Origin of the sequence: Diaphorobacter sp. (assembly GCF_050251835.1) — a bacterium.
Classification (GTDB): domain Bacteria; phylum Pseudomonadota; class Gammaproteobacteria; order Burkholderiales; family Burkholderiaceae_C; genus JBFXIE01.
Genome location: NZ_JBFWLZ010000029.1, coordinates 1 through 20,066, shown reverse-complemented (window position 1 = coordinate 20,066; position 20,066 = coordinate 1). Strand labels below are relative to the sequence as shown.

Sequence of the window (20,066 nt, the reverse complement as noted above, 5' to 3'; positions counted from 1 at the left end):
CAAAAGCGGCGATTCTCACCCATGCCCGTGTGGTTGGCGCTGCTGCGGTGTGCGACGCGCGGTGTGTGGTGCATGGTCAAAAATGGCTATGGCCCTTGTGCGATAAGCGCTTGCAGCTATTGAATGAATAGTTGCGGACGGCGGGCAGGCCATCCCGGCGGGGCACGCAGGGCAGCCGTGGGCGGGGCAGCGCTTGCGCAACGGCTGGCCTATCATCTTGCGTTTGCCCCAACGGCACCTGCGCGATGCCAACCCTTCACCCCCTTCCCGACGACCGCCCCCCTTTGCCTGACGACGCAACATCCGCCGGCCGCCCGCTGGCGCATGTGCTGCGCGAGCAGCGCATCAGCATTCGCGGCGCGCGCACGCACAACCTGAAGAACATCGACCTGGACATTCCGCGCAACCAGCTGGTGGTGATCACCGGGCTGTCGGGCTCGGGCAAGTCCAGCCTGGCGTTCGACACGCTGTATGCCGAGGGCCAGCGGCGCTATGTGGAAAGCCTGTCGGCCTACGCGCGGCAGTTTCTGGGGCGGCTGGACAAGCCCGACGTGGACCTGATCGAGGGCCTGTCGCCGGCGATTTCCATCGAGCAAAAGGCCACCAGCCACAACCCGCGCTCCACCGTGGGCACGGTGACCGAAATTCACGACTACCTGCGCCTGCTGTTCGCGCGTGCCGGCACGCCGTACTGCCCCGACCACGGCCTGCCACTGGCGGCGCAGACCGTCAGCCAGATGGTGGATGCGGTGCTGGCCCTGCCCGAGGACACGCGCCTGATGCTGCTGGCGCCGGTGGCGCGCGGCAAGAAGGGCGAGTTCACCGAGCTGTTTGCGCAGATGCAGGCGCTGGGCTACGTGCGCTTTCGGGTAGATGGCCAGATTTACGAGCACGAGAGCCTGCCGCAGCTCAAGAAGACCGAAAAGCACGACATCGACGTGGTGATAGACCGCCTGAAGGTGCGCCCCGACGCCCGCCAGCGGCTGGCCGAGAGCATCGAGGCGGTGCTGCGCGTCGGCGGGCACGAGGGCAACGGCCGCGTGCTGGCGCTGGAGATGGACACCGGCGCCGAACATCTGTTTTCCAGCAAGTTCGCCTGCCCGGTGTGCAGCTATTCGCTGCCCGAGCTGGAGCCGCGGCTGTTCTCCTTCAACGCCCCCATGGGCGCCTGCCCGGCCTGCGACGGCCTGGGCCAGCAAGAGGTGTTCGACCCCGCGCGCGTGGTGGCCTTTCCCGACATCAGCCTGGCCAGCGGCGCCATCAAGGGCTGGGACCGGCGCAATGGCTACTACTTCGCCATGCTCGAGAGCCTGGCGCGGCATTACGGCTTTGACGTGGAGACGCCCTTCGAGCAGCTGCCGCAGCCGGTGCGCCAGGTCATCCTGCACGGCTCGGGCACCGAAGAAATCGCCTTCAGCTACCTGCTGGACAGCGGCCCGGACAAGGGACAGCCCATCGTCAAGAAGCACCCTTTTGAGGGCATCGTGCCCAACATGGCGCGGCGCTGGCGCGAGACCGACTCCAGCGTGGTGCGCGAAGACCTGGCCCGCTATCGCAGCGCCCAGCCCTGCCCCGAATGCCACGGCGCGCGCCTGCGCCGCGAGGCGCGGCACGTCAAGGTGGGCGAGGGCGATGCCGCTTTGGGCATCTACGACATCAGCCACAAGACGCTGGCCGACGCGCTGGCCTGGTTCCAGGGCCTGCAGCTGGCCGGCGCCAGGGCCGAGATCGCCGACAAGATCGTGCGCGAGATTGCCGCGCGCCTTACCTTTTTGAACGACGTGGGCCTGTCCTACCTGAGCCTGGACCGCAGCGCCGAGACGCTGTCGGGCGGCGAGGCGCAGCGCATCCGCCTGGCCAGCCAGATCGGCAGCGGCCTGACGGGCGTGATGTACGTGCTGGACGAGCCCAGCATCGGCCTGCACCAGCGCGACAACGACCGCCTCATTGCCACCCTCACGCGGCTGCGCGACCTGGGCAACAGCGTGATCGTGGTGGAGCACGACGAGGACATGATCCGCGCAGCCGACCATTGCGTGGACATGGGCCCCGGCGCCGGCGTGCACGGCGGGCGCGTGATGGCGCAGGGCACCCATGCCGACCTGTGCGCCAACCCCGCGTCGCCGACCGGCCAGTACCTGAGCGGCGCCAAGACCCTGCCCGTGCCCGCGCGGCGCACGCCCTGGCTGCCGGTGCTGCAGCAGGGCGCAACGCCCGCGCCCGAGAAGAAGGCCAAGTCCCGCTTTCCTGAAACCGCCGCCAGCCAGCGCAAAAAGGAACGCCTGGCCGAGCACCACGCCACGCAGGGCCCGCTGCAGGCGCTGCGCGTGCTGGGCGCCACGGGCAACAACCTGAAGAACGTGAGCGTGCAGTTCCCGGTAGGGCTGCTGACCTGCGTGACGGGCGTGTCCGGCTCGGGCAAGAGCACGCTGGTCAACGACACGCTGCACAAGGCCGCGGCGCGCCAGTTGTACCGCGCGCACGACGAGCCCGCGCCGCACGAGGCCATCGAGGGGCTGGAGTATTTCGACAAGGTCATCAACGTGGACCAGAGCCCCATCGGTCGCACGCCGCGCAGCAACCCGGCCACCTACACCGGCCTGTTCACGCCGATCCGCGAGCTGATGGCCGAGACCACCACCGCCCGCGAGCGCGGCTACGGCCCCGGGCGCTTTTCATTCAACGTGTCGCAGGCCACGGGCGGCGGGCGCTGCGAGGCCTGCCAGGGCGACGGCGTGGTGAAAGTGGAGATGCACTTTCTGCCCGACGTCTATGTGCCCTGCGACGTGTGCCACGGCCAGCGCTACAACCGCGAAACGCTGCAAGTGCAGTGGAAGGGCAAGAACATCGCGCAGATTTTGGAGCTGACGGTGGAGGACGCCGCCGCCTTCTTCAAAGACGTGCCCACGATCGCGCGCAAGCTGCAGACGCTGCTGGATGTGGGCCTGTCCTACATCCGCCTGGGCCAGAGCGCCACCACGCTGTCCGGCGGCGAGGCGCAGCGCGTGAAGCTGGCGCAAGAGCTGTCCAAGCGCGACACCGGCCGCACGCTCTACATCCTGGACGAGCCCACCACCGGCCTGCACTTTGCCGACATTGACCTGCTGCTCAAGGTGCTGCTGCAACTGCGCGACGCGGGCAACACCATCGTGGTCATCGAGCACAACCTGGACGTGATCAAAACCGCCGACTGGCTCATCGACATGGGCCCCGAAGGCGGCGCGGGCGGCGGCACCGTGGTGGCCGAGGGCACGCCCGAGCAGGTGGCCGCCCAGCCGGCCAGCTACACCGGGCGTTATCTACAGCGTTATCTGCCAGGGATTTCATAGACCAAAAACGCCTTTAGCCCAGGCAAGCAAAGCGCTGCCAGCTATTGTTTTGTGAGTGTCAGGCGACCCGCTGCGCGGGCTGCGCGGGCTGCGCCGCGTCGTCCGTGCGAAACACCGCCACGGCCTGCACCAGGCTTTGCGCCTGGCTGCTCAGGCTGTCGGCGGCGGCGGCAATCTCCTCGACCAGGGCCGCGTTTTGCTGCGTGACCTGGTCCAGCGACGTGATGGCCTCGCCCACCTGCGCCACGCCGCTGGCCTGCTCCTGGCTGGCGTTGCTGATCTGGCCCACCAGGCTGCTCAGGCGCTGGATGCTCTCGACCACCTCGGCCATGATGCGCGCGGCGGCGTCGGCCTGCTGGTGGCCGGTGGCCACGCGGGCGCCGGAGGCCTCGATCAGCCCGCGGATCTGCTTGGACGCCTCGCCGCTGCGCTGCGCCAGGGTGCGCACCTCGGTGGCCACCACGGCAAAGCCGCGCCCTTGCTCGCCCGCGCGCGCGGCCTCGACGGCGGCATTCAGCGCCAGGATGTTGGTCTGGAAGGCAATGCCGTCGATCACCTGGATGATCTCGGCCATTTGTTTCGACGCCTGGCTCACGCCGTGCATGGTGTTCACCATCTGCTCCACGCTGGCGCCGCCTTGCAGCGCCATGTCGCGGGTGCGCTCGGCCAGCAGGTTGGCCTCGCGCGCGGTGTCGGCGTTGTGCTGCACCGTGGCGCTGAGCTGCTCCATGGATGCGGCCGTTTCCTCCAGCGCGCTGGCCTGGGCCTCGGTGCGGCCCGACAGGTCGTGGTCGCCCAGCGCAATCTCGCGGCTGGCCAGCGCCACGGCCTCGGCGCCCTGGCGCACCTGGGCCACGATGGGGCGCAGCTGCGCGCGCATGTGCTGCTGCGCGTCGATCAGCTGGCCGATTTCGTTGCTGCCGTGGGGCTGGTCGGCGCCGCTCAGGTCGCCTGCGGCCACGGCGCGCGCCAACTGCACCGCCTGGCCCAGCGGACGGGTGATGGAGCGCACGAAGACCACCCCCAGCGCCAAACTGGCCAGCGCCAGGGCCAGCAGCACCGCCACAATGGTCCACAGCATGCGCTGCGCTGCCGTGGCCTGTTGCTGCACGCGATCCAGCAGCAGTGCGGTGGCCTTTCCGGCCAGGTCATTCACCGCCTCGATGCTGGCGGTCAGGGTGTCAAAGTACTGCGCTGGCGCCAAGGTGAGCTCGGCGGCGTTCAGCAGGCCGCTGTCCGCCAGCTGCAGCCCGGTGGTCACGCCGGTCTTTTGCGCAGCCAGAGGCGCGGCTAGTTGTGACTCGATGCCGGGCGCGTACTGCAACGCGCGTTGCAGGGCCGCCTGGCTGGCGTTGTGCAGTTCATCGGCGCGCGCGCGCAGGGCGCGCAGCTGTCCGCGGCTTTCGGGGGGCAGTTCCCGGCGCGCCAGAAAGCCCGCCCCCTGCCCGCGCAGCAGGCCCAGCTGCTCGCCCAGCAGCGGCAGTTGCTGCAGCGCCGCCTGGATCAGCGCCTGGGTGTCGCGGCCGTCGTTGGTGGCCAGCCCGCTGGTGTGCAGCAGCTGGTCGCTGAAAGCCAGCAGCTGCCCCACCAGCTGGGTGTGGCGCGCCATGCTTTGCGCGGGCGCGATGGAGCGGTCGGCCACGGCCTGCTGCAATTGCTGCCAGTCCTGCTGCAGGCGGGCAAAGTCCTGGGCCTGCCGCGGCGCCAGCGCCTGCAATTGCGCGGCGGTGGATTGCAGCGCCTGGTCCAGCGCATCGCGCACGGCAGGGCGGCGTGCCGCCAGCTGGGTATCGCCACCCAGCATGCCGGCCGAAAGGCCGCGGTGCGTCTGCGCCAGCCGCACCGCCTGGCCCAGCTGCTGCAGCGCCGGCATGCTGGCCGCCTGGGTGCGCAGCGCCAGCATCTGGCCGCTCAGCGTGTGCAGGTACAAGCCGGCGGGCAGTGCCGTCATGACGATGGCCAAGACACCCAGAATCAGGAGCTTGTGAAACAGGTGTAAGCGGTCGAGTAGCAGCATGGGCGGCCTACCATCCAAGTGTGAAAAAATTTGTGACAAGTTTAGGGAGCCACCCTTGTTTCACCCCACAAGCCGCATTGCCATTGTGGTCAAAAAAGCGGCAAGCTTGATGCTAGTCAAATGTTTGACACGCTGCCTCGCCCCGGCCAGATCCGAGCCGTCATACACAAAAAAAGCTGCCAGCGCTTGTTTGACAAGCGCTGGCAGCTATTAATTTTGCAGTAAGCCTCAGATCCGCGCGGCGTTGAGCGCGGCCCGCGTGGACAGGGCGGCGCTGCGGGCAGCGGTGGCGAAGTCGGCCCCGGACGAGGCGTAGAGCACCGCGCGTGACGAGTTGACGATGATGGGCCCGTCCGCACGCAGCCCGGCGCGCACGGTGGCAGCGGCATCGCCGCCCTGCGCGCCCACGCCGGGGATCAAGAGCGGCAGCGTGGGCGCGATGGCGCGCACGCGCTCTATTTCTTGCGGGTAAGTGGCGCCCACCACCAGGCCCAGCTGGCCGTTCTTGTTCCACGGGCCCTGGGCCAGCCGGGCAATGTGTTCATAAACCAGTGGCTGGCCTTCCACGCTGGCCAGGCGCTGGGCCTGCAGGTCGTCGCCGCCGGGGTTGGAAGTGCGGCACAACAAAAAAGCGCCCTTGCCGTGGTACTGCAGGTAGGGAGTGATGGAGTCAAAGCCCATGAAGGGCGACAGCGTCACGGCGTCGGCGCCGTAGCGCTCGAAGGCCTCTTTGGCGTACTGCTCGGCGGTGCTGCCGATGTCGCCGCGCTTGGCATCCAGAATGACCGGAACATGCGGCGCGTTGCAGCGCATGTGCTGCATCAGGCGCTCGAGCTGGTCCTCGGCGCCATGCGCGGCAAAGTAGGCGATCTGCGGCTTGAAGGCGCACACCAGGTCGGCCGTGGCATCCACGATAGCGGCGCAAAAGTCGTAGATCTTGTGTGCCGGCACCGACGCAGGAAAACGCGTGGGCTCCGGGTCCAGGCCGACGCACAGCAGGGAGTCGTTGCGCGTGGTGGCGTCGCGCAGCATGTCTAGAAAGGTCATGCCCGCGATTTTAGGCAGGCATCCGGCAAGTGCCTGGTGCGCTGCCTGCCGTGGCGAGCCAACGCCATAATCGCCCGGCCCCCGAGCGTCGGCGCGCCAGACGGGCGCGTTGCAGCCCTTGTCGCCACCTCACACTCCAAGCTCCCTCGGCCCATGCCTACTCTTGTTCCAGCCGGCGCGATGCGCGCCGCCCTTGGCTTGTTGACCCTGCTGCGCCCCGCCAGTGCGGCCGCCTATCCGGGCACGGCGGTGCCCACGGTGTTCCAGGGCAATGACGGCGCCTCCGATCCGGCACCCGATCCGGCATCCAGCCTGGCGCCCGCCCCGGCGCCCATTCCGCGGCGCATCTGGAGCTACTGGAACGGCGCCGCCCAGGACCCCGTGGTGGCCCAGTGCATCAGCAGCTGGCGCCGCCAGTGCCCGGACTACGCCATTGAAGTGCTGCACGCCGGCAATCTGGACCGCTTTGTCGCCCCGGGCGAACTGCCGCCCGGCTTCTCTCAGCTGGACCCCACCAAGCAGGCGGACTGGCTGCGCCTGTACCTGGTGCGCCACCACGGCGGTTTCTGGCTGGATGCGTCCATCGTGCTCACGCAGTCGCTGGACTGGCTGCAGGCCCACCAGCAGGCGCTGGGCAGCGAGTTTGCGGGCTTTTTTCTGCAGGGCTACACGCATGACCCGCGCTGGCCCATCGTAGAGAGCTGGGCCTTCGGCGCGCCCGCGCACGCACCCTTTGTCAGCGCCTGGCAGCAGGAGTTTCACCGCGCGCTGATCGAGCAAGGGCCGGACGCCTACCTGGCTGCCGTGCACCAGCAGCCCACGGGCGCGGCGCTGCTGCAAGGCATTGCCGACCCGCATTACCTGCTGATCCACGTGGCGGCCCAGCAGGTGCTGCGCCGCGGCGGCGCTTACCGCCTGGCGCTGCTGCGCGCCGAAGACACCGCCTATTTCTACCAAAGCGCGCTGCGCTGGAAGTGGTATTTGCTGTACCCGCGGCTGTGCCTGGCGCCCCTGCACGGCCCCGCCGCGCCGCTGGTGAAGCTGCGCGGCGGCGAGCGGCGGCATTTTGCGGCCCTGCTGGCCCACCACGGCGGCGCGCGGCCAGGCAGCCTGTGGGCGCAGGCCTGCGCACCCGTGTGATTGAAGCCGCGCTGGCCATCACCAACAGCACGCGGCCTGCACAATACCCGCCATGCCTACGCTTTCCCGTCGCCAGCTTGTCGTTCTTGTCCTTCTCACCCTGGTCTGGGGCCTCAACTGGCCGGTCATGAAGATGGGCGTGGCGAACTTTCCGCCACTCACCTTTCGCACGGCGTCGCTGTGGCTGGGCCTGCCCATCCTGGCGGCGGTGATATGGGTGCGCAAACTGCCCTTCACCATCGAGCGCGCGCACTGGGGCCGCGTGGTGCTGCTGACGCTGACCAACATGGTGATCTGGCATGTGCTCATGATCCTGGCGATCCCGCAGCTGTCCAGCGGGCGCGCGGCCATCCTGGGCTACACCATGCCCATCTTTTCGGCCGTGCTGGGCGCGCTGGTGTTTGGCGACCGCCTGGCCGGGCGTGCCTGGACGGGCGTGGGCGCGGCGCTGCTGGGGGTGGTGCTGCTGCTGTGGCATGAAGTGGGCGCGCTGGGCGGCCGCCCCCTGGGCGTGACGCTGATGCTGGTGTCCGCCGCCGGCTGGGCCCTGGGCACGCAGCTGATGCGGCGCCTGAGCGTGCCGGTGCCGCTGCTCACGCTGTCGTTCTGGATGGTGGCCATCACCTGCGCCGTGCTCACCGTGCTGGCGGTGGCCTTCGAGCGTCAGCGCTGGGCACCACCCGACGCCCAGACCTGGGCCGCCATCCTGTACAACGGCCTGCTGGTGCTGGGCTTTGCGCAGACGGCGTGGTTCTTTCTGGTGCGCACGCTGCCGCCCGTGGCCTCCACGCTCAGCGTGATGATGATTCCGGTGCTGGGCGTGTTCAGCGGCGCGCTGTGGCTGGGCGAGGTGCTGCACTGGCAGGACTGGACCGCCGTGGGGCTGATGGTGGTGGCCATCGCCTCGGTGCTATGGCCGGCCCGCGCGGCGCAGGCGCAAGACCTCAAGTAAAAATGGCTGCCAGCGCTTATGGGACAAGCGCTAGCAGCTCTTTTTTTTTAATAGCAATTTAGCGCATCACCCAACCGCGCGCTTTTGCAAAATCTCGAAGGCCGGCAGCAGCTTGCCCTCCAGCACCTCCAGGAAGGCGCCGCCGCCGGTGGAGATGTAGCCCACGTCTTTCTCGATGCCGTACTTGGCAATGGCGGCCAGCGTGTCGCCACCGCCTGCGATGCTGAAGGCACTCGATTCGGCGATGGCCTGCGCAATGGCCTTGGTGCCGCCCGCGAACTGGTCGAACTCGAACACGCCCACCGGGCCGTTCCAGACGATGGTGCCCGCGGCCTTGAGCTGCGCGGCCAGCCGGGCCGCCGTCTCGGGGCCGATGTCCAGGATCAGGTCGTCCTCGGCCACTTCGGTGGCCTTCTTCACGGTGGCGGGCGCATCGGCCGCAAACGCCTTGGCCACCACCACGTCGGTGGGGATGGGCACTTCGGCGCCGCGCGCGGCCATGGCGGCGATCACGGCTTTGGCCTCGTTCACCAGGTCGGGCTCGGCCAGGCTCTTGCCGATGGGCAGGCCCGCGGCCAGCATGAAGGTGTTGGCAATGCCGCCGCCCACCACCAGCCCGTCCACCTTGCTGGACAGGCTTTGCAAAATGGTCAGCTTGGTGCTGACCTTGGAGCCCGCCACGATGGCCACCAGCGGGCGCTTCGGGTTGGCCAGCGCCTGGGTGAGGGCGTCGATCTCGGCCGCCAGCAGCGGGCCGGCGCAGGCGGTCCTGGCGTGTTCGGCGATGCCGTAGGTCGTGCCCTCGGCGCGATGCGCCGTGCCGAAGGCGTCGTTGACGTAGATGTCGCACAGGGCGGCCATCTTTTTCGCCAGATCGGGGCTGTTTTTCTTCTCGCCCGGGTTCACGCGGCAGTTTTCCAGCAGCACGACCTGGCCGGGCTGCACGCTCACGCCATCCACCCAATCGGCCACCAGCGGCACGCCGTTCTCGTACGGGTGGCCCAACAGCTCGCCCAGGCGCTTTGCCACCGGGGCCAGCGAATCCTCGGGCTTGAACGCGCCCTCGGTGGGACGGCCCAGGTGGCTGGTCACCATCACGGCGGCACCGGCATCCAGCGCCATCCGGATGCAGGGCACCGAGGCGCGGATGCGCGTGTCCTCGGTGATGCGGCCGGCGTCGTCTTGCGGCACGTTCAGGTCGGCACGGATGAAAACGCGCTGGCCACGGGCCTGGCCCTGGGCGCAAAGGTCAGAAAAGCGAAGGATGTGCATGGGAATGTGATGAAAATGCGCCGCGCCGTCACGGTGCCGTCATGGAAACGGCTGCAGCAAAGCCGCGCGAGTGAAAACGGCGCAAATTGTAGGCGGCTTGGTAACCGCGCCGTAACTGCCTGCGGGCTTGCGCCTACCAGCCCAGCCCGATGCGCAGCGGCAAATACACCGCCATGCCCACGACGATGGTGCCCAGAATGCCGCGGCGCCAGAAGTAATAGCCGCAGGCCGCCGCCAGCGCGGGCAGGCGCGCGTCCTGCAGCGTGTGCATCAGCGCGCCCTGGGTCATGAACAGCTCGGGCGCGATCACGGCCGTCAGCGCGGCCAGCGGCGCGTACTTCAGGCCGCGGCGCAGCCAGTCAGGCATGGGCAGCTCGCGCTCGGGAATCATGAAGAACGCCCGCGTGACCACGGTGATGACCGCCAGCCCCAGCGTGGCGATGAGGGGTTCGAGCCACTCGCCGTTCATGCGCCGCCCTCTGCGTCGTCCCCGGCAGCCCGCGCACGGGCGCGGCGCAGCGCGCGCTCGGCCGCCTCGGCGGTCAGCCCGGCCGTCACCGCCGCCGCAATCGCCACCAAAATGTTGAGCTTGAGCGGCAGCGCAAACGTGGCAATGGCCGCCGAGCCCGCCACGGCCGTGGCCAGCCAGGTGGCGCGGTCGTTCAGCATGGACAACAAAATGCCCAGCAGTGCCAGCACGCCCGCAAAGCCCAGGCCCCACGACAGCGGAATGACATTGGCCAGCAAGATGCCCGCCACCGACGGCACCTGCCACCACAGCCAGTTGGCCGTGGCCGCGCCCCAGAAATAGGGCACCTGCCCGGGGGCGGGTTCGGGCTTGGGGTAGCGCTTCATGAAGCACACGAAGATCACGTCGCCGCTGAAGTAGCCCAGCGCCAGCCGCTGGCGGCGCGGCAGGTGGGCAAAGTAGCTGCGCCACATGCTGCTGAAGATCACGAAGCGCAGGTTCACGCAGGTGGCCGTCAGCCAGATCACCCACAGCGGCGCGCCGGCCATCATCAGCGGCAGCACGGCCAGCTGCGCGCTGCCCGCATACACCACCAGCGACATGAACAGCGCCAGCGGCACCGACATGCCGCTCTTGACCATGGCTACGCCGGTCACCAGGGCCCAGGCACCTACGCCCAGACCAGTGCCCATCATGTCGCTCACCCCCTGGCGATACGCCGGATCGCGCAGGCTGGCGCGCCAGCGGGCCAGGCTCATGGCGCGGCGCTGCCGTCCGCTGCGCCCAGCACCATGCCCGGCGCCAGCGCGAAGCCGCGCAGGAACTGGGCGGCCGGCAAGCGCTTGCCGCCGGCGCGCTGCAGCACCGTCAGGCGCAGCGCGCTGCCCCCACTGCCTGAACCGCCTGCACTGCCTGTGCCGCAGGCCACGGTGATGCCGTCGTCGCCCACATGCAGAATCTGGCCACAACCCACGCCTGACGGGCGTGAGCAGCTATCAATTTCACAGCCCCACACCTTGATGACGTCGGCCCCCAGCGTGGTGGCCGCACCGGGAAAGGGGTCGAAGGCGCGCACGCGCCGGGCGATCACCTCGGCGCTGTCGCGCCAGTCGATGGTGCTCTCGGCCTTGTCGATCTTGTGCGCGTAGGTCACGCCCTCGCCGGGCTGCGGCGTGGCCACCAGGGCGCCGCGGGCCGCCAGGTCCAGCGCCTGCACGATCAGGCGCCCGCCCAGGCTGGCCAGGCGGTCGTGCAGCGTGGCCGTGGTGTCGGCCGGGGTGATGGCGGTCTTTTCCAGCAGCAGCATGTCGCCCGTGTCCAGTCCTGCGTCCATCTGCATGATGGTCACGCCAGTCTCGGCGTCGCCGGCTTCGATGGCGCGGTGGATGGGCGCGGCGCCGCGCCAGCGCGGCAGCACGCTGGCGTGGATGTTCAAACACCCTAGCCCCCTGGCCCCCACGCTCCCCGCTGCGCGTGGTTCGCTGCCCCCCGGGGGGGCCTTCGCGCCTTCGGGCGGCCGGGCGGCGCTCATGGTATCCAGCACCCATTGCGGCAGGATCAGCCCGTAGGCGGCCACCACCATCACGTCGGCCTGCGCGGCGTCAATGGCGGCGCGGGCCGCGGCGGCGTCTTCGGGGTATTTGCCGTCCAGGCGCAGGCTCAGGGGCTGGGCCACGGCAATGCCGTGCTGCTGCGCGCATTGCTTGACGGGCGAGGCCTGCAGCTTCATGCCGCGGCCGGCGGGGCGGTCGGGCTGGGTCAGCACCAGGGGCACGGCGTGCCCGGCCGCCAGCAGCTGCTCCAGGGCTACGCGCGCAAAGTCGGGGGTGCCGGCAAAAATGACTCTCATGCGGCGGATTAAAAAATAGGGGGTTAATCTCGGGGATCGTCGCCGTTCAGGAACTCGTCCGTGAACATCACGCGCTGCACCAGCCCTGCCGGGTCGATGTGCACATGGGCCTGGCGCGGATAGCCATTGTCCAGGATGCGGTAGGTCCAGATATCGCCGTTGAAGCTGGCCACCCTCTCCACCAGAGCGGGCGGGCCGAAGGTGTGCAGCACGTCGCTTTGCCCGTCCACGCCGCTTTGCAGCGCCGCAAAGCGCTCTTGAGTCAGCACCTGCTCCACACGCGCCAGGCGGCGCTGCGCGTCAAAGTCCATGTGATAGACCTCTTGCCCTGCGGGCTGGCGGCTGTAGATCAGCCGTTCACCGCCGCCTTGCAGCGCCAGCGTGAGCGTGGGCTGGCCGAAGGCGCGCTGGATGTCGGCCTGCGGCGTGCCGGGTGGCTGCCATTCAGGCACCGCGCAGCCGACGAGCAGCGCCGCCAGCAATACCACCAGCGGCGCGCCCAGGCGGGTCATGCGTGCGCAGCCTGTTTTTGCTGCTTGAGCAGCTTGGTCTTGATGCGGTTGCGCTTGAGCGGCGAGAGGTATTCGACGAACACCTTGCCCATCAGGTGGTCCATCTCGTGCTGGATGCACACGGCCAGCAGGCCCTCGGCCTCGATCACGCGCGCCTGGCCGTCACGGTCCAGGGCGCGCACATGCACGGCGCTGGAACGCTCCACCCCGTCGTAGATGCCGGGCACCGACAGGCAGCCCTCGTCGCCCACCTGCTTGTCGGGGCTGGCCCAGGTGATCTCGGGGTTGATCAGCACCAGCGGCGTGTCGCGCTCTTCGGACACGTCGATGACGACAATGCGCTCGTGCACGTCCACCTGCGTGGCCGCCAGGCCAATGCCGTGGGCGTCGTACATGGTGGCAAACATATCGTCCACGATGGCGCGCACGCGCTCGTCCACGGCAGCCACTGGCCGGGCTACCTTGTGCAGGCGGGGATCGGGGTAACAGAGAATCGGAAGAATGGCCATGGCAGCGCGTCGAATATGTCGCTATTTTCGCCACTTTTGCGGACCGATGCAGGCACGGCAGCAATAATCGTTGCCCAATCAAGGGCTTGGACACAGAATCTCAAATGCTTTGTAATGTCTTTGCGGTAGTTTCTGGCGTCAGGCGGATTAACTGCACTGCAACAAGAGGGACGTTTTTCAATGAATGACACGAAGAACAATATGACGAGTACGGCCCGCGGGCGCGCCACGGCGCTGGGCGTTCTGGCCATGCTGGCGGGCGCCGTCATGGCCCCGGCAGCGCAGGCCCAGAACCACCCCGTCACCGCAGCACAGCGTGCCACGGCGCAGCAGGTGGCCTCGCGCGGCGTTCCCGTGTCCGAGCTGGCGGCCAATGCGCCCGACGTGTACGTGGTCAAACGCGGCGACACGCTGTGGGGCATCTCCGGCATGTACCTGCAGCGCCCCTGGCGCTGGCCCGAGCTGTGGGGCATGAACCTGCAGGCCATCCCCAACCCGCACTTGATCTTTCCGGGCCAGACGCTGTACCTGGACCGCGCCGACGGCTACGCACGCCTGCGCACCAGCCCCGGCGACGCCAGCGAGACCGTGCGCGTGTCGCCGCGCACGCGCTACGACAGCCTGGCCGGCACGGCGCTTCCCACGCTGCAGCCGCACCTGATCGAGCCCTTCCTCGTCGAGCCGCTGGTGGTGGACGAGCTGGCGCTGCTGCAGGCCCCACGCATCGTGGCCACCCGCGATGAGCGCGTGCTGATGGCCAACGGCGACCGCGCCTACGCACGCGGCCCGCAGGGCAGCCCGCTGACAATGGCGCCCGGCGCCGCGCGCCTGTACCGGGTGTTTCGCAATGCCGTGGCGCTCAAGGACCCCAACACCGGCGAAGTGCTGGGCTACGAGGCGCAATACGTCGGCCGCGCCGAACTGGTGCGCGGCGAATCCACTGCCCCGGCGCCCGGCTCCGACCCGGCGCAGGCAGACGCCGAGCTGGATCTGGTGCCCGCCACGCTCGAGCTGTCAGGCGCCCGCGAAGAAATCCGCGCGGGCGACCGCATGCTGCCCGCTCCGCAGCGCACCTTCAACAGCTATGCACCGCGGGCTCCGCAGTCGCCCGTGGATGCCAGCGTGGTGTCCATCTACGGCAGCGCCGTAGCCAATGCCGGCCAGAATCAGGTAATCACCATCAACCGCGGCGCACGCGACGGCATGGAAGCCGGCCATGTGTTGCAGCTGCTGACCCGCGGCGAGCGTCTGGTGGACAAGACCGACGAAGCCCGCGCCATGATCCGCCTGCCCAGCGAAAGCAACGGCCTGGCGATGGTCTTCCTCACCTTCGATCGCGTGTCCTACGCGCTCATCGTGCAGGCCGACCGCACCGTGCGCGTGGGCGACCGGCTGGTCAACCCCGAATAACGCCCGGCGGCCCGCCCCGCCGTTTTGCGCCCCTGCGCATGCAACGCGACGAGCTCGCAGCCTGGCTGCGACTGACCATCACACCTGGCGTGGGCAACAGCGCGGCGCGGCGGCTGCTGGCCGCCTTTGGTCTGCCGCAGAATATTTTTGCGCAGAGCGAAAGCGCCTGGCGCGACTGCGTGACGGCCGCGCAGGCGCGCGCCCTGGCCGCCGTGCCCGAAGGGCTGGAGCCGCTGCTGGAGCAAACCTGGCAGTGGCTCCAGGCTGGCAGCCTGGTCGGCCCATCTGAATCACCCTGCGCACCCGATAAGCCCAATGTCTCGAAAACGCCCGGCGCGCAGCGACCCGCGCACCGCATCGTTACCCTGGGCGATGCAGCCTACCCACCTGCCCTGCTTGCCACCGAAGACCCGCCGCCGCTGCTGTACCTGCTGGGCGCGCCGCGGTTCGTGCACAGCGGCAACGCGCCCTTTGCTCCCCAGCGCTGCGTGGCCATGGTGGGCAGCCGCAACCCCACGGCCCAGGGCGCACAGCACGCGCTGCAGTTTGCACGCGCACTGCGCGCGGCGGGGCTGTGCATCGTGTCGGGGCTGGCTCTGGGAGTTGACGCGGCGGCGCACGAGGGCGCGCTGATCGACGCCCCCGACAACGCCGCCACGCCGGCCACCATCGCCGTCGTCGGCACAGGGCTGGATCGGGTCTACCCTGCCGCCCACCGCGACCTGGCCCACCGCATTGCGCGCCACGGCCTGCTGATCAGCGAATACCCCCTGGGCACGCCGCCGCTGCCGGCCAACTTTCCCAAGCGCAACCGCATCATCGCCGGGCTGTCGCAGGGCACGCTGGTGGTAGAGGCCGCGCTGGCCTCGGGCTCGCTGATCACCGCGCGGCTGGCGGCCGAGCAGGGGCGTGAGGTGTTCGCCATTCCCGGCTCCATCCACGCGCCGCAGTCGCGCGGCTGCCATGCGCTGATACGCCAGGGCGCCAAGCTGGTGGAATCAGCCCAGGACGTGCTGGAAGAGCTGCAACTGCCCCCGTCAACGCCAGCCAACGCGCAAGCCGATACCGATACGACCGGGCAACCGCCAGCCATGCCCGACTACCAATGCGTGCTGGACGCGCTGGGCTTTGACCCGCAGGGGCTGGACGCGCTGGTGGCACGCACCGGGTTGGATGCCGCCACGCTGCAGGTACGGCTTTTGGAGCTGGAGCTGGACGGCCAGGTGGCGCGGCTGCCGGGCGGGCTGTTTCAGCGCCAGGGCAGGGCTTGATTTGCTATCGAGTCAATAGCTGCTTGCGCTTGTCCCAATTGGGCTGAAGGGCATTTGGCTTATTTTTTGACGCACTTCGATCAGGCCGGCAGATTTCGATTCAGAACTGCTTGATTGGCGACTTGTCTCAGACTCCTCTTCCCCCTCTGGGGGAGGGCGGGAATGGGGGCGCGGCTAGTGCACCCTTCATGGTTTTTGCGGTGCGCCAGGCAGACCCCCACCCCTACCCTCCCCCAGCGGGGGAGGGAGAGCGAAAGCGCCCTGAGGCATGTCGCCAAGCAGGAAAAACCACCGCCAGCCCTTATAAAACAAGCGCTGGCAGCTATGATTTTTGTAGTCACAGCCCCAGCATCAGTTGCAGGTTCTGCACGGCAGCGCCGCTGGCGCCCTTGCCCAGGTTGTCCAGGCGGGCCACCAGCAGGGCGTGGCGATGCTGCTCGTTGGCAAATACGCGCAGCTCCAGCTGATTGGTGTCGGCCAGCGTGTCGGCGGCCAGCTTCAAGTCATCGGTGGGCGCCAGCACCTTGACCCACTGCTCCGGCGTGTTGCTGCGGGCGTAGTGCGCGGCCAGGGCGTCGTGCAGGTCGGCAGCCTTGGGCGCGCCCGGCAGCAAGTCCAGATGCAGGGGCAGTTGCACCAGCATGCCCTGGCGGAAGTTGCCCACCGCCGGTACAAAGATGGGCCGGCGCGTCAGGCCGGTGTAGCGCATGATCTCGGGCAGGTGCTTGTGTTCCAGGCCCAGCGCGTACAGCTCGAAGGGCGCGGCCTGGCCGCCTTCGTAGGCTTCGATCATGGTGCGGCCACCACCCGAATAACCACTGACCGACGGCAGCGCCAGCGGGTGATCGGCGGGCACCAGCCCGGCATCGACGAGCGGGCGCAGCAGCGCGATGGCGCCGGTGGCGTAGCAGCCGGGGTTGGCCACGCGCGTGGCGCCGCGCACGGCATCCGCCTGGCCCGCGGCCAGCTCTGGAAAGCCAAACACCCAGCCCGGCGCCGTGCGGTGCGCGGTGGATGCGTCGATGATCTTGATGGTGCGCCCCGTCTCGGCGCTGATGGCGTCCACCAGCGCCACGGTCTCGCGTGCAGCGTCGTCGTGCAGGCACAGCACCACCAGATCGACACCGGCGATCAGCGCACGCTTGGCGGCGGGGTCTTTGCGCAGTTCGGGGGCAATGCTGACCAGATCGACCTGGGGCATGGCCTGCAAACGTTCACGGATCTGCAGGCCGGTGGTGCCTGCCTCGCCATCAATAAAGACCTTGGGCATGGAAAAAAGCTCCTGCTGCGGACCTGCATGGAGCGGCCCGCACGTAAGTTGAAACCACATGGGTGGTGCGCTGCAGCATGATACATTTGCCCGCCGCCGTTATCGCCCGAGCGGTCTGATTCCCGCTTGTCGGCAAAACGGGCAACAAAACACCATCCTTCCCCTGAGAGAGACCTCATGAAGATTCACGAATACCAAGGCAAGGAAATCTTGCGCAGTTTCGGCGTGCCCGTTCCGCGTGGCATCCCCGCTTTCACGGTGCAAGAAGCCGTGGAAGCCGCACAAAAGCTCGGCGGCCCCGTGTGGGTGGTCAAGGCCCAGATCCACGCCGGTGGCCGTGGCAAGGGCGGCGGCGTGAAGGTGGCCAAGACCATTGACGACGTGAAGGCACGCGCCAGCGACATTCTGGGCATGCAGCTGGTCACGCACCAGACCGGCCCCGAAGGCCAGAAGGTGCGCCGCCTGTACATCGAAGACGGCGCCGACATCAAGAAAGAACTGTACGTGTCGCTGGTGACCGACCGCGCCACGCAAAAGGTGGCCTTCATCGCGTCGTCCGAAGGCGGCATGGACATCGAGGAAGTGGCCCATGCCACCCCCGAGAAGATCGTCACCGAGTACATCGACCCGCTGACCGGCATCACCGCCGAGCAGTCCAAGAAGATTGCCGCGGCCATTGGCCTGACGGGCGCTTCGGTGGACCAGGCCGTGGATCTGTTCGCCAAGCTGTACAAGTGCTACATGGACACCGACGCGTCGCTGGTCGAGATCAACCCCCTGAACTGCGACTCCAACGGCAACCTGATGGCCCTGGACGCCAAGTTCAACTTTGATGCCAACGCGCTGTTCCGTCACCCCGAGATCGTGGCCCTGCGCGACCTGGACGAAGAAGACCCCGCAGAAGTCGAAGCAAGCAAGTTTGACCTGGCCTACATCAGCCTGGACGGCAACATCGGCTGCCTGGTCAACGGCGCAGGTCTGGCCATGGCGACCATGGACACCATCAAGCTGTTTGGCGGCGAACCCGCCAACTTCCTGGACGTGGGCGGCGGTGCCACCCCCGAGAAGGTGACCGAAGCCTTCAAGATCATGCTCAAGAACCCCAAGGTCAAGGGCATTCTGGTCAACATCTTCGGCGGCATCATGAAGTGCGACACCATCGCCACCGGCGTGATCACCGCCTGCAAGGCCGTGAACCTGCAGGTGCCGCTGGTCGTGCGCATGAAGGGCACGAACGAAGAGCTGGGCAAGAAGATGCTGGCCGAGTCGGGCCTGCCCATCATCAGCGCCGACACCATGGCCGAAGCCGCCACGAAGATCGTAGAAGCCGTCCGCTAAGCCCTGGAGAGAGCAACATGTCCATCTACATCAATAAAGACACCAAAGTCATCACCCAGGGCATCACTGGCAAGACCGGCCAGTTCCACACCGAAAAGTGCCAGGAATACGCCAATGGCAAAAACTGCTTTGTGGCCGGCGTAAACCCCAAGAAGGCCGGTGAGTCCATCTTCAACATCCCGATCTACGCCTCCGTCAAGGAAGCCGCCCAGCAAACCGGCGCCACGGTGTCGGTGATCTACGTGCCGCCCGCAGGCGCCGCGGCTGCCATCTGGGAAGCCGTAGAGGCCGACCTGGACCTGGCCATCTGCATCACCGAAGGCATTCCGGTGCGCGACATGCTGGAAGTGCGCAACAAAATGCGCGCCAAGGAAGCCGCTGGCGGCAAGAAGACCCTGCTGCTGGGCCCCAACTGCCCCGGCCTGATCACGCCCGACGAGATCAAGATCGGCATCATGCCCGGCCACATCACCAAGAAGGGCCGCATCGGCGTGGTAAGCCGCTCCGGCACGCTGACCTATGAAGCCGTGGCGCAGCTGACCGAGCTGGGCATTGGCCAGTCGTCTGCCGTGGGCATTGGTGGCGACCCCATCAACGGCCTGAAGCACATCGACGTGATGCGCGCCTTCAACGACGACCCCGACACCGATGCCGTCATCATGATTGGCGAAATCGGCGGTCCCGACGAAGCCGAAGCCGCCCGCTGGTGCAAGGACAACATGAAGAAGCCCATCGTCGGCTTCATCGCCGGCGTGACTGCCCCTCCCGGCAAACGCATGGGCCACGCGGGCGCGCTGATCTCCGGCGGCGCCGACACGGCCGACGCCAAGCTGGCCATCATGGAAGAGTGCGGCTTCAAGATCACGCGCAACCCGTCCGAGATGGGCCGCATCCTCAAGGGCCTGCTGTAAGCCAGCCCCCGCAGGCACGGCAGAAGCGGCCTGCGGGCGCCCGTTTTGCACTGCTGGTTTTTTGAGAAAACGCCAGTCCGGGAATGCCTGGGCTGGCGTTTTGACTTGATGCGAGGACAAACATTGCACTTGTGGCACGCCGTCATCCGCGCGCGCAAAAAATGACGCCACCACACCCGCCAAAACCCGCGCTACTGGGCCTGAAGGCGTGATCTATGATGCACAAATCCATACAAAACACAGTGCAGCCAGCGGCGACATGAAACACCTTCAGCAGACCGCCATGCCCACGCCAGCGCTGGCCGCTGCCCCTGTGCGCAGCGAACTCCGGGGAGGCTTATGAAACCACAGCCAGCGCTGCACTACGAGTTTTACGCGCTGACCGACACCGGGCGCGTGCGCACCAACAACGAAGACGCAGTTGCCGTCCATGAATCAGTCAACCTGGTCATCCTGGCCGACGGCATGGGCGGCTACAACGCGGGCGAAGTGGCCAGCGGCATGGCCACCAGCTACGTGGGCACCGAGATGGAGCTCTGGCTGCAAACCGAGGGCGCGCACGCACAGACCGCCGACGTGCGCCAGGCCCTGCAGGCCTGCGTGGACAACGCCAACCACGCCATCCTGGGCGCATCACTGGCCCACCCGCAATACCAGGGCATGGGCACCACGCTGGTGGTGGGCGTGTTTCATGGTGACCGGCTCATCCTGGGCCACCTGGGCGACTCGCGCTGCTACCGCCTGCGCGCGGGCGAGCTGCGGCAAATCAC

The 20,066-nt window shown here is 67.9% G+C and carries 17 protein-coding genes; 8 read left to right on the top strand and 9 right to left on the bottom strand.

The genetic code is table 11. From position 1 onward, the window contains the following. Positions 1-245: 245 nt before the first annotated feature. Entirely contained in the window at positions 246-3,329 is a 3,084-nt protein-coding gene (uvrA, locus tag AB7E35_RS10745; protein ID WP_428167532.1) for an excinuclease ABC subunit UvrA, read from the top strand. Between the two features lie 58 nt (positions 3,330-3,387). Here the strand turns inward: uvrA and AB7E35_RS10740 are convergent, their stop codons facing one another. Continuing rightward, the gene (locus tag AB7E35_RS10740) at positions 3,388-5,346 is read right to left on the bottom strand and encodes a methyl-accepting chemotaxis protein (RefSeq protein ID WP_428167531.1); all 1,959 of its coding nucleotides are present in this window, start codon (positions 5,344-5,346) and stop codon (positions 3,388-3,390) included. Positions 5,347-5,574: 228 nt separating this feature from the next. Beyond that, entirely contained in the window at positions 5,575-6,393 is an 819-nt protein-coding gene (pyrF, locus tag AB7E35_RS10735; RefSeq protein WP_428167530.1) for an orotidine-5'-phosphate decarboxylase, read from the bottom strand. A 153-nt stretch (positions 6,394-6,546) separates the two neighbouring features. On the opposite strand from pyrF, the gene AB7E35_RS10730 reads away from it, so the two are divergent. Beyond that, positions 6,547-7,533 (top strand): glycosyltransferase family 32 protein, encoded by a 987-nt coding sequence (locus AB7E35_RS10730; protein WP_428167529.1) that lies wholly within the window; start codon positions 6,547-6,549, stop codon positions 7,531-7,533. A gap of 52 nt (positions 7,534-7,585) precedes the next feature. Then, positions 7,586-8,485: a DMT family transporter gene (locus AB7E35_RS10725; RefSeq protein ID WP_428163766.1), complete on the top strand. Its 900-nt coding sequence runs from the start codon at positions 7,586-7,588 to the stop codon at positions 8,483-8,485. Positions 8,486-8,551: 66 nt separating this feature from the next. Here the strand turns inward: AB7E35_RS10725 and AB7E35_RS10720 are convergent, their stop codons facing one another. From AB7E35_RS10720 to def, 6 genes are all read right to left on the bottom strand, one after another. Next, the gene (locus AB7E35_RS10720) at positions 8,552-9,757 is read right to left on the bottom strand and encodes a phosphoglycerate kinase (protein ID WP_428167528.1); all 1,206 of its coding nucleotides are present in this window, start codon (positions 9,755-9,757) and stop codon (positions 8,552-8,554) included. A gap of 133 nt (positions 9,758-9,890) precedes the next feature. Continuing rightward, a complete protein-coding gene (locus AB7E35_RS10715) occupies positions 9,891-10,226 on the bottom strand; it encodes an AzlD domain-containing protein (RefSeq protein WP_428167527.1) in 336 nt (111 codons plus the stop codon). Further along, positions 10,223-10,984 carry an AzlC family ABC transporter permease gene (locus tag AB7E35_RS10710; RefSeq protein ID WP_428167526.1) on the bottom strand — a complete coding sequence of 254 codons (762 nt, stop codon included), beginning with the start codon at positions 10,982-10,984 and terminating at the stop codon, positions 10,223-10,225. The genes AB7E35_RS10715 and AB7E35_RS10710 overlap by 4 nt, the downstream gene beginning before the upstream one ends. After that, positions 10,981-12,075, bottom strand: coding sequence for a methionyl-tRNA formyltransferase (locus tag AB7E35_RS10705; RefSeq protein ID WP_428163762.1), 1,095 nt, complete (start codon positions 12,073-12,075; stop codon positions 10,981-10,983). The genes AB7E35_RS10710 and AB7E35_RS10705 overlap by 4 nt, the downstream gene beginning before the upstream one ends. Before the next feature lie 23 nt (positions 12,076-12,098). Beyond that, on the bottom strand, positions 12,099-12,587 hold the full coding sequence (locus AB7E35_RS10700) for a hypothetical protein (protein WP_428167525.1): 489 nt from the start codon (positions 12,585-12,587) through the stop codon (positions 12,099-12,101). Then, the gene (def, locus tag AB7E35_RS10695) at positions 12,584-13,096 is read right to left on the bottom strand and encodes a peptide deformylase (RefSeq protein ID WP_428163760.1); all 513 of its coding nucleotides are present in this window, start codon (positions 13,094-13,096) and stop codon (positions 12,584-12,586) included. The genes AB7E35_RS10700 and def overlap by 4 nt, the downstream gene beginning before the upstream one ends. Positions 13,097-13,297: 201 nt before the next feature. On the opposite strand from def, the gene AB7E35_RS10690 reads away from it, so the two are divergent. Both AB7E35_RS10690 and dprA read left to right on the top strand, forming a co-directional pair. Beyond that, positions 13,298-14,506, top strand: a complete 1,209-nt coding sequence (locus AB7E35_RS10690) for a LysM peptidoglycan-binding domain-containing protein (RefSeq protein ID WP_428163759.1) — start codon at positions 13,298-13,300, stop codon at positions 14,504-14,506. Positions 14,507-14,544: 38 nt separating this feature from the next. Beyond that, positions 14,545-15,777 (top strand): DNA-processing protein DprA, encoded by a 1,233-nt coding sequence (gene dprA / locus AB7E35_RS10685; protein ID WP_428167524.1) that lies wholly within the window; start codon positions 14,545-14,547, stop codon positions 15,775-15,777. A gap of 337 nt (positions 15,778-16,114) precedes the next feature. Here dprA and argC read toward each other — a convergent pair whose 3' ends face one another. Beyond that, positions 16,115-17,047, bottom strand: a complete 933-nt coding sequence (gene argC / locus AB7E35_RS10680; protein ID WP_428167523.1) for an N-acetyl-gamma-glutamyl-phosphate reductase — start codon at positions 17,045-17,047, stop codon at positions 16,115-16,117. A 177-nt stretch (positions 17,048-17,224) separates the two neighbouring features. Between argC and sucC the strand changes: the two genes are divergently transcribed. The 3 genes from sucC to AB7E35_RS10665 form a co-directional block, all read left to right on the top strand. After that, on the top strand, positions 17,225-18,385 hold the full coding sequence (sucC, locus tag AB7E35_RS10675; protein ID WP_428167522.1) for an ADP-forming succinate--CoA ligase subunit beta: 1,161 nt from the start codon (positions 17,225-17,227) through the stop codon (positions 18,383-18,385). Between the two features lie 17 nt (positions 18,386-18,402). Beyond that, positions 18,403-19,296: a succinate--CoA ligase subunit alpha gene (sucD, locus tag AB7E35_RS10670; RefSeq protein WP_428167521.1), complete on the top strand. Its 894-nt coding sequence runs from the start codon at positions 18,403-18,405 to the stop codon at positions 19,294-19,296. A 339-nt stretch (positions 19,297-19,635) separates the two neighbouring features. After that, positions 19,636-20,066: protein phosphatase 2C domain-containing protein (locus AB7E35_RS10665; RefSeq protein ID WP_428167520.1), on the top strand; the 431-nt coding region annotated here is incomplete at its 3' end.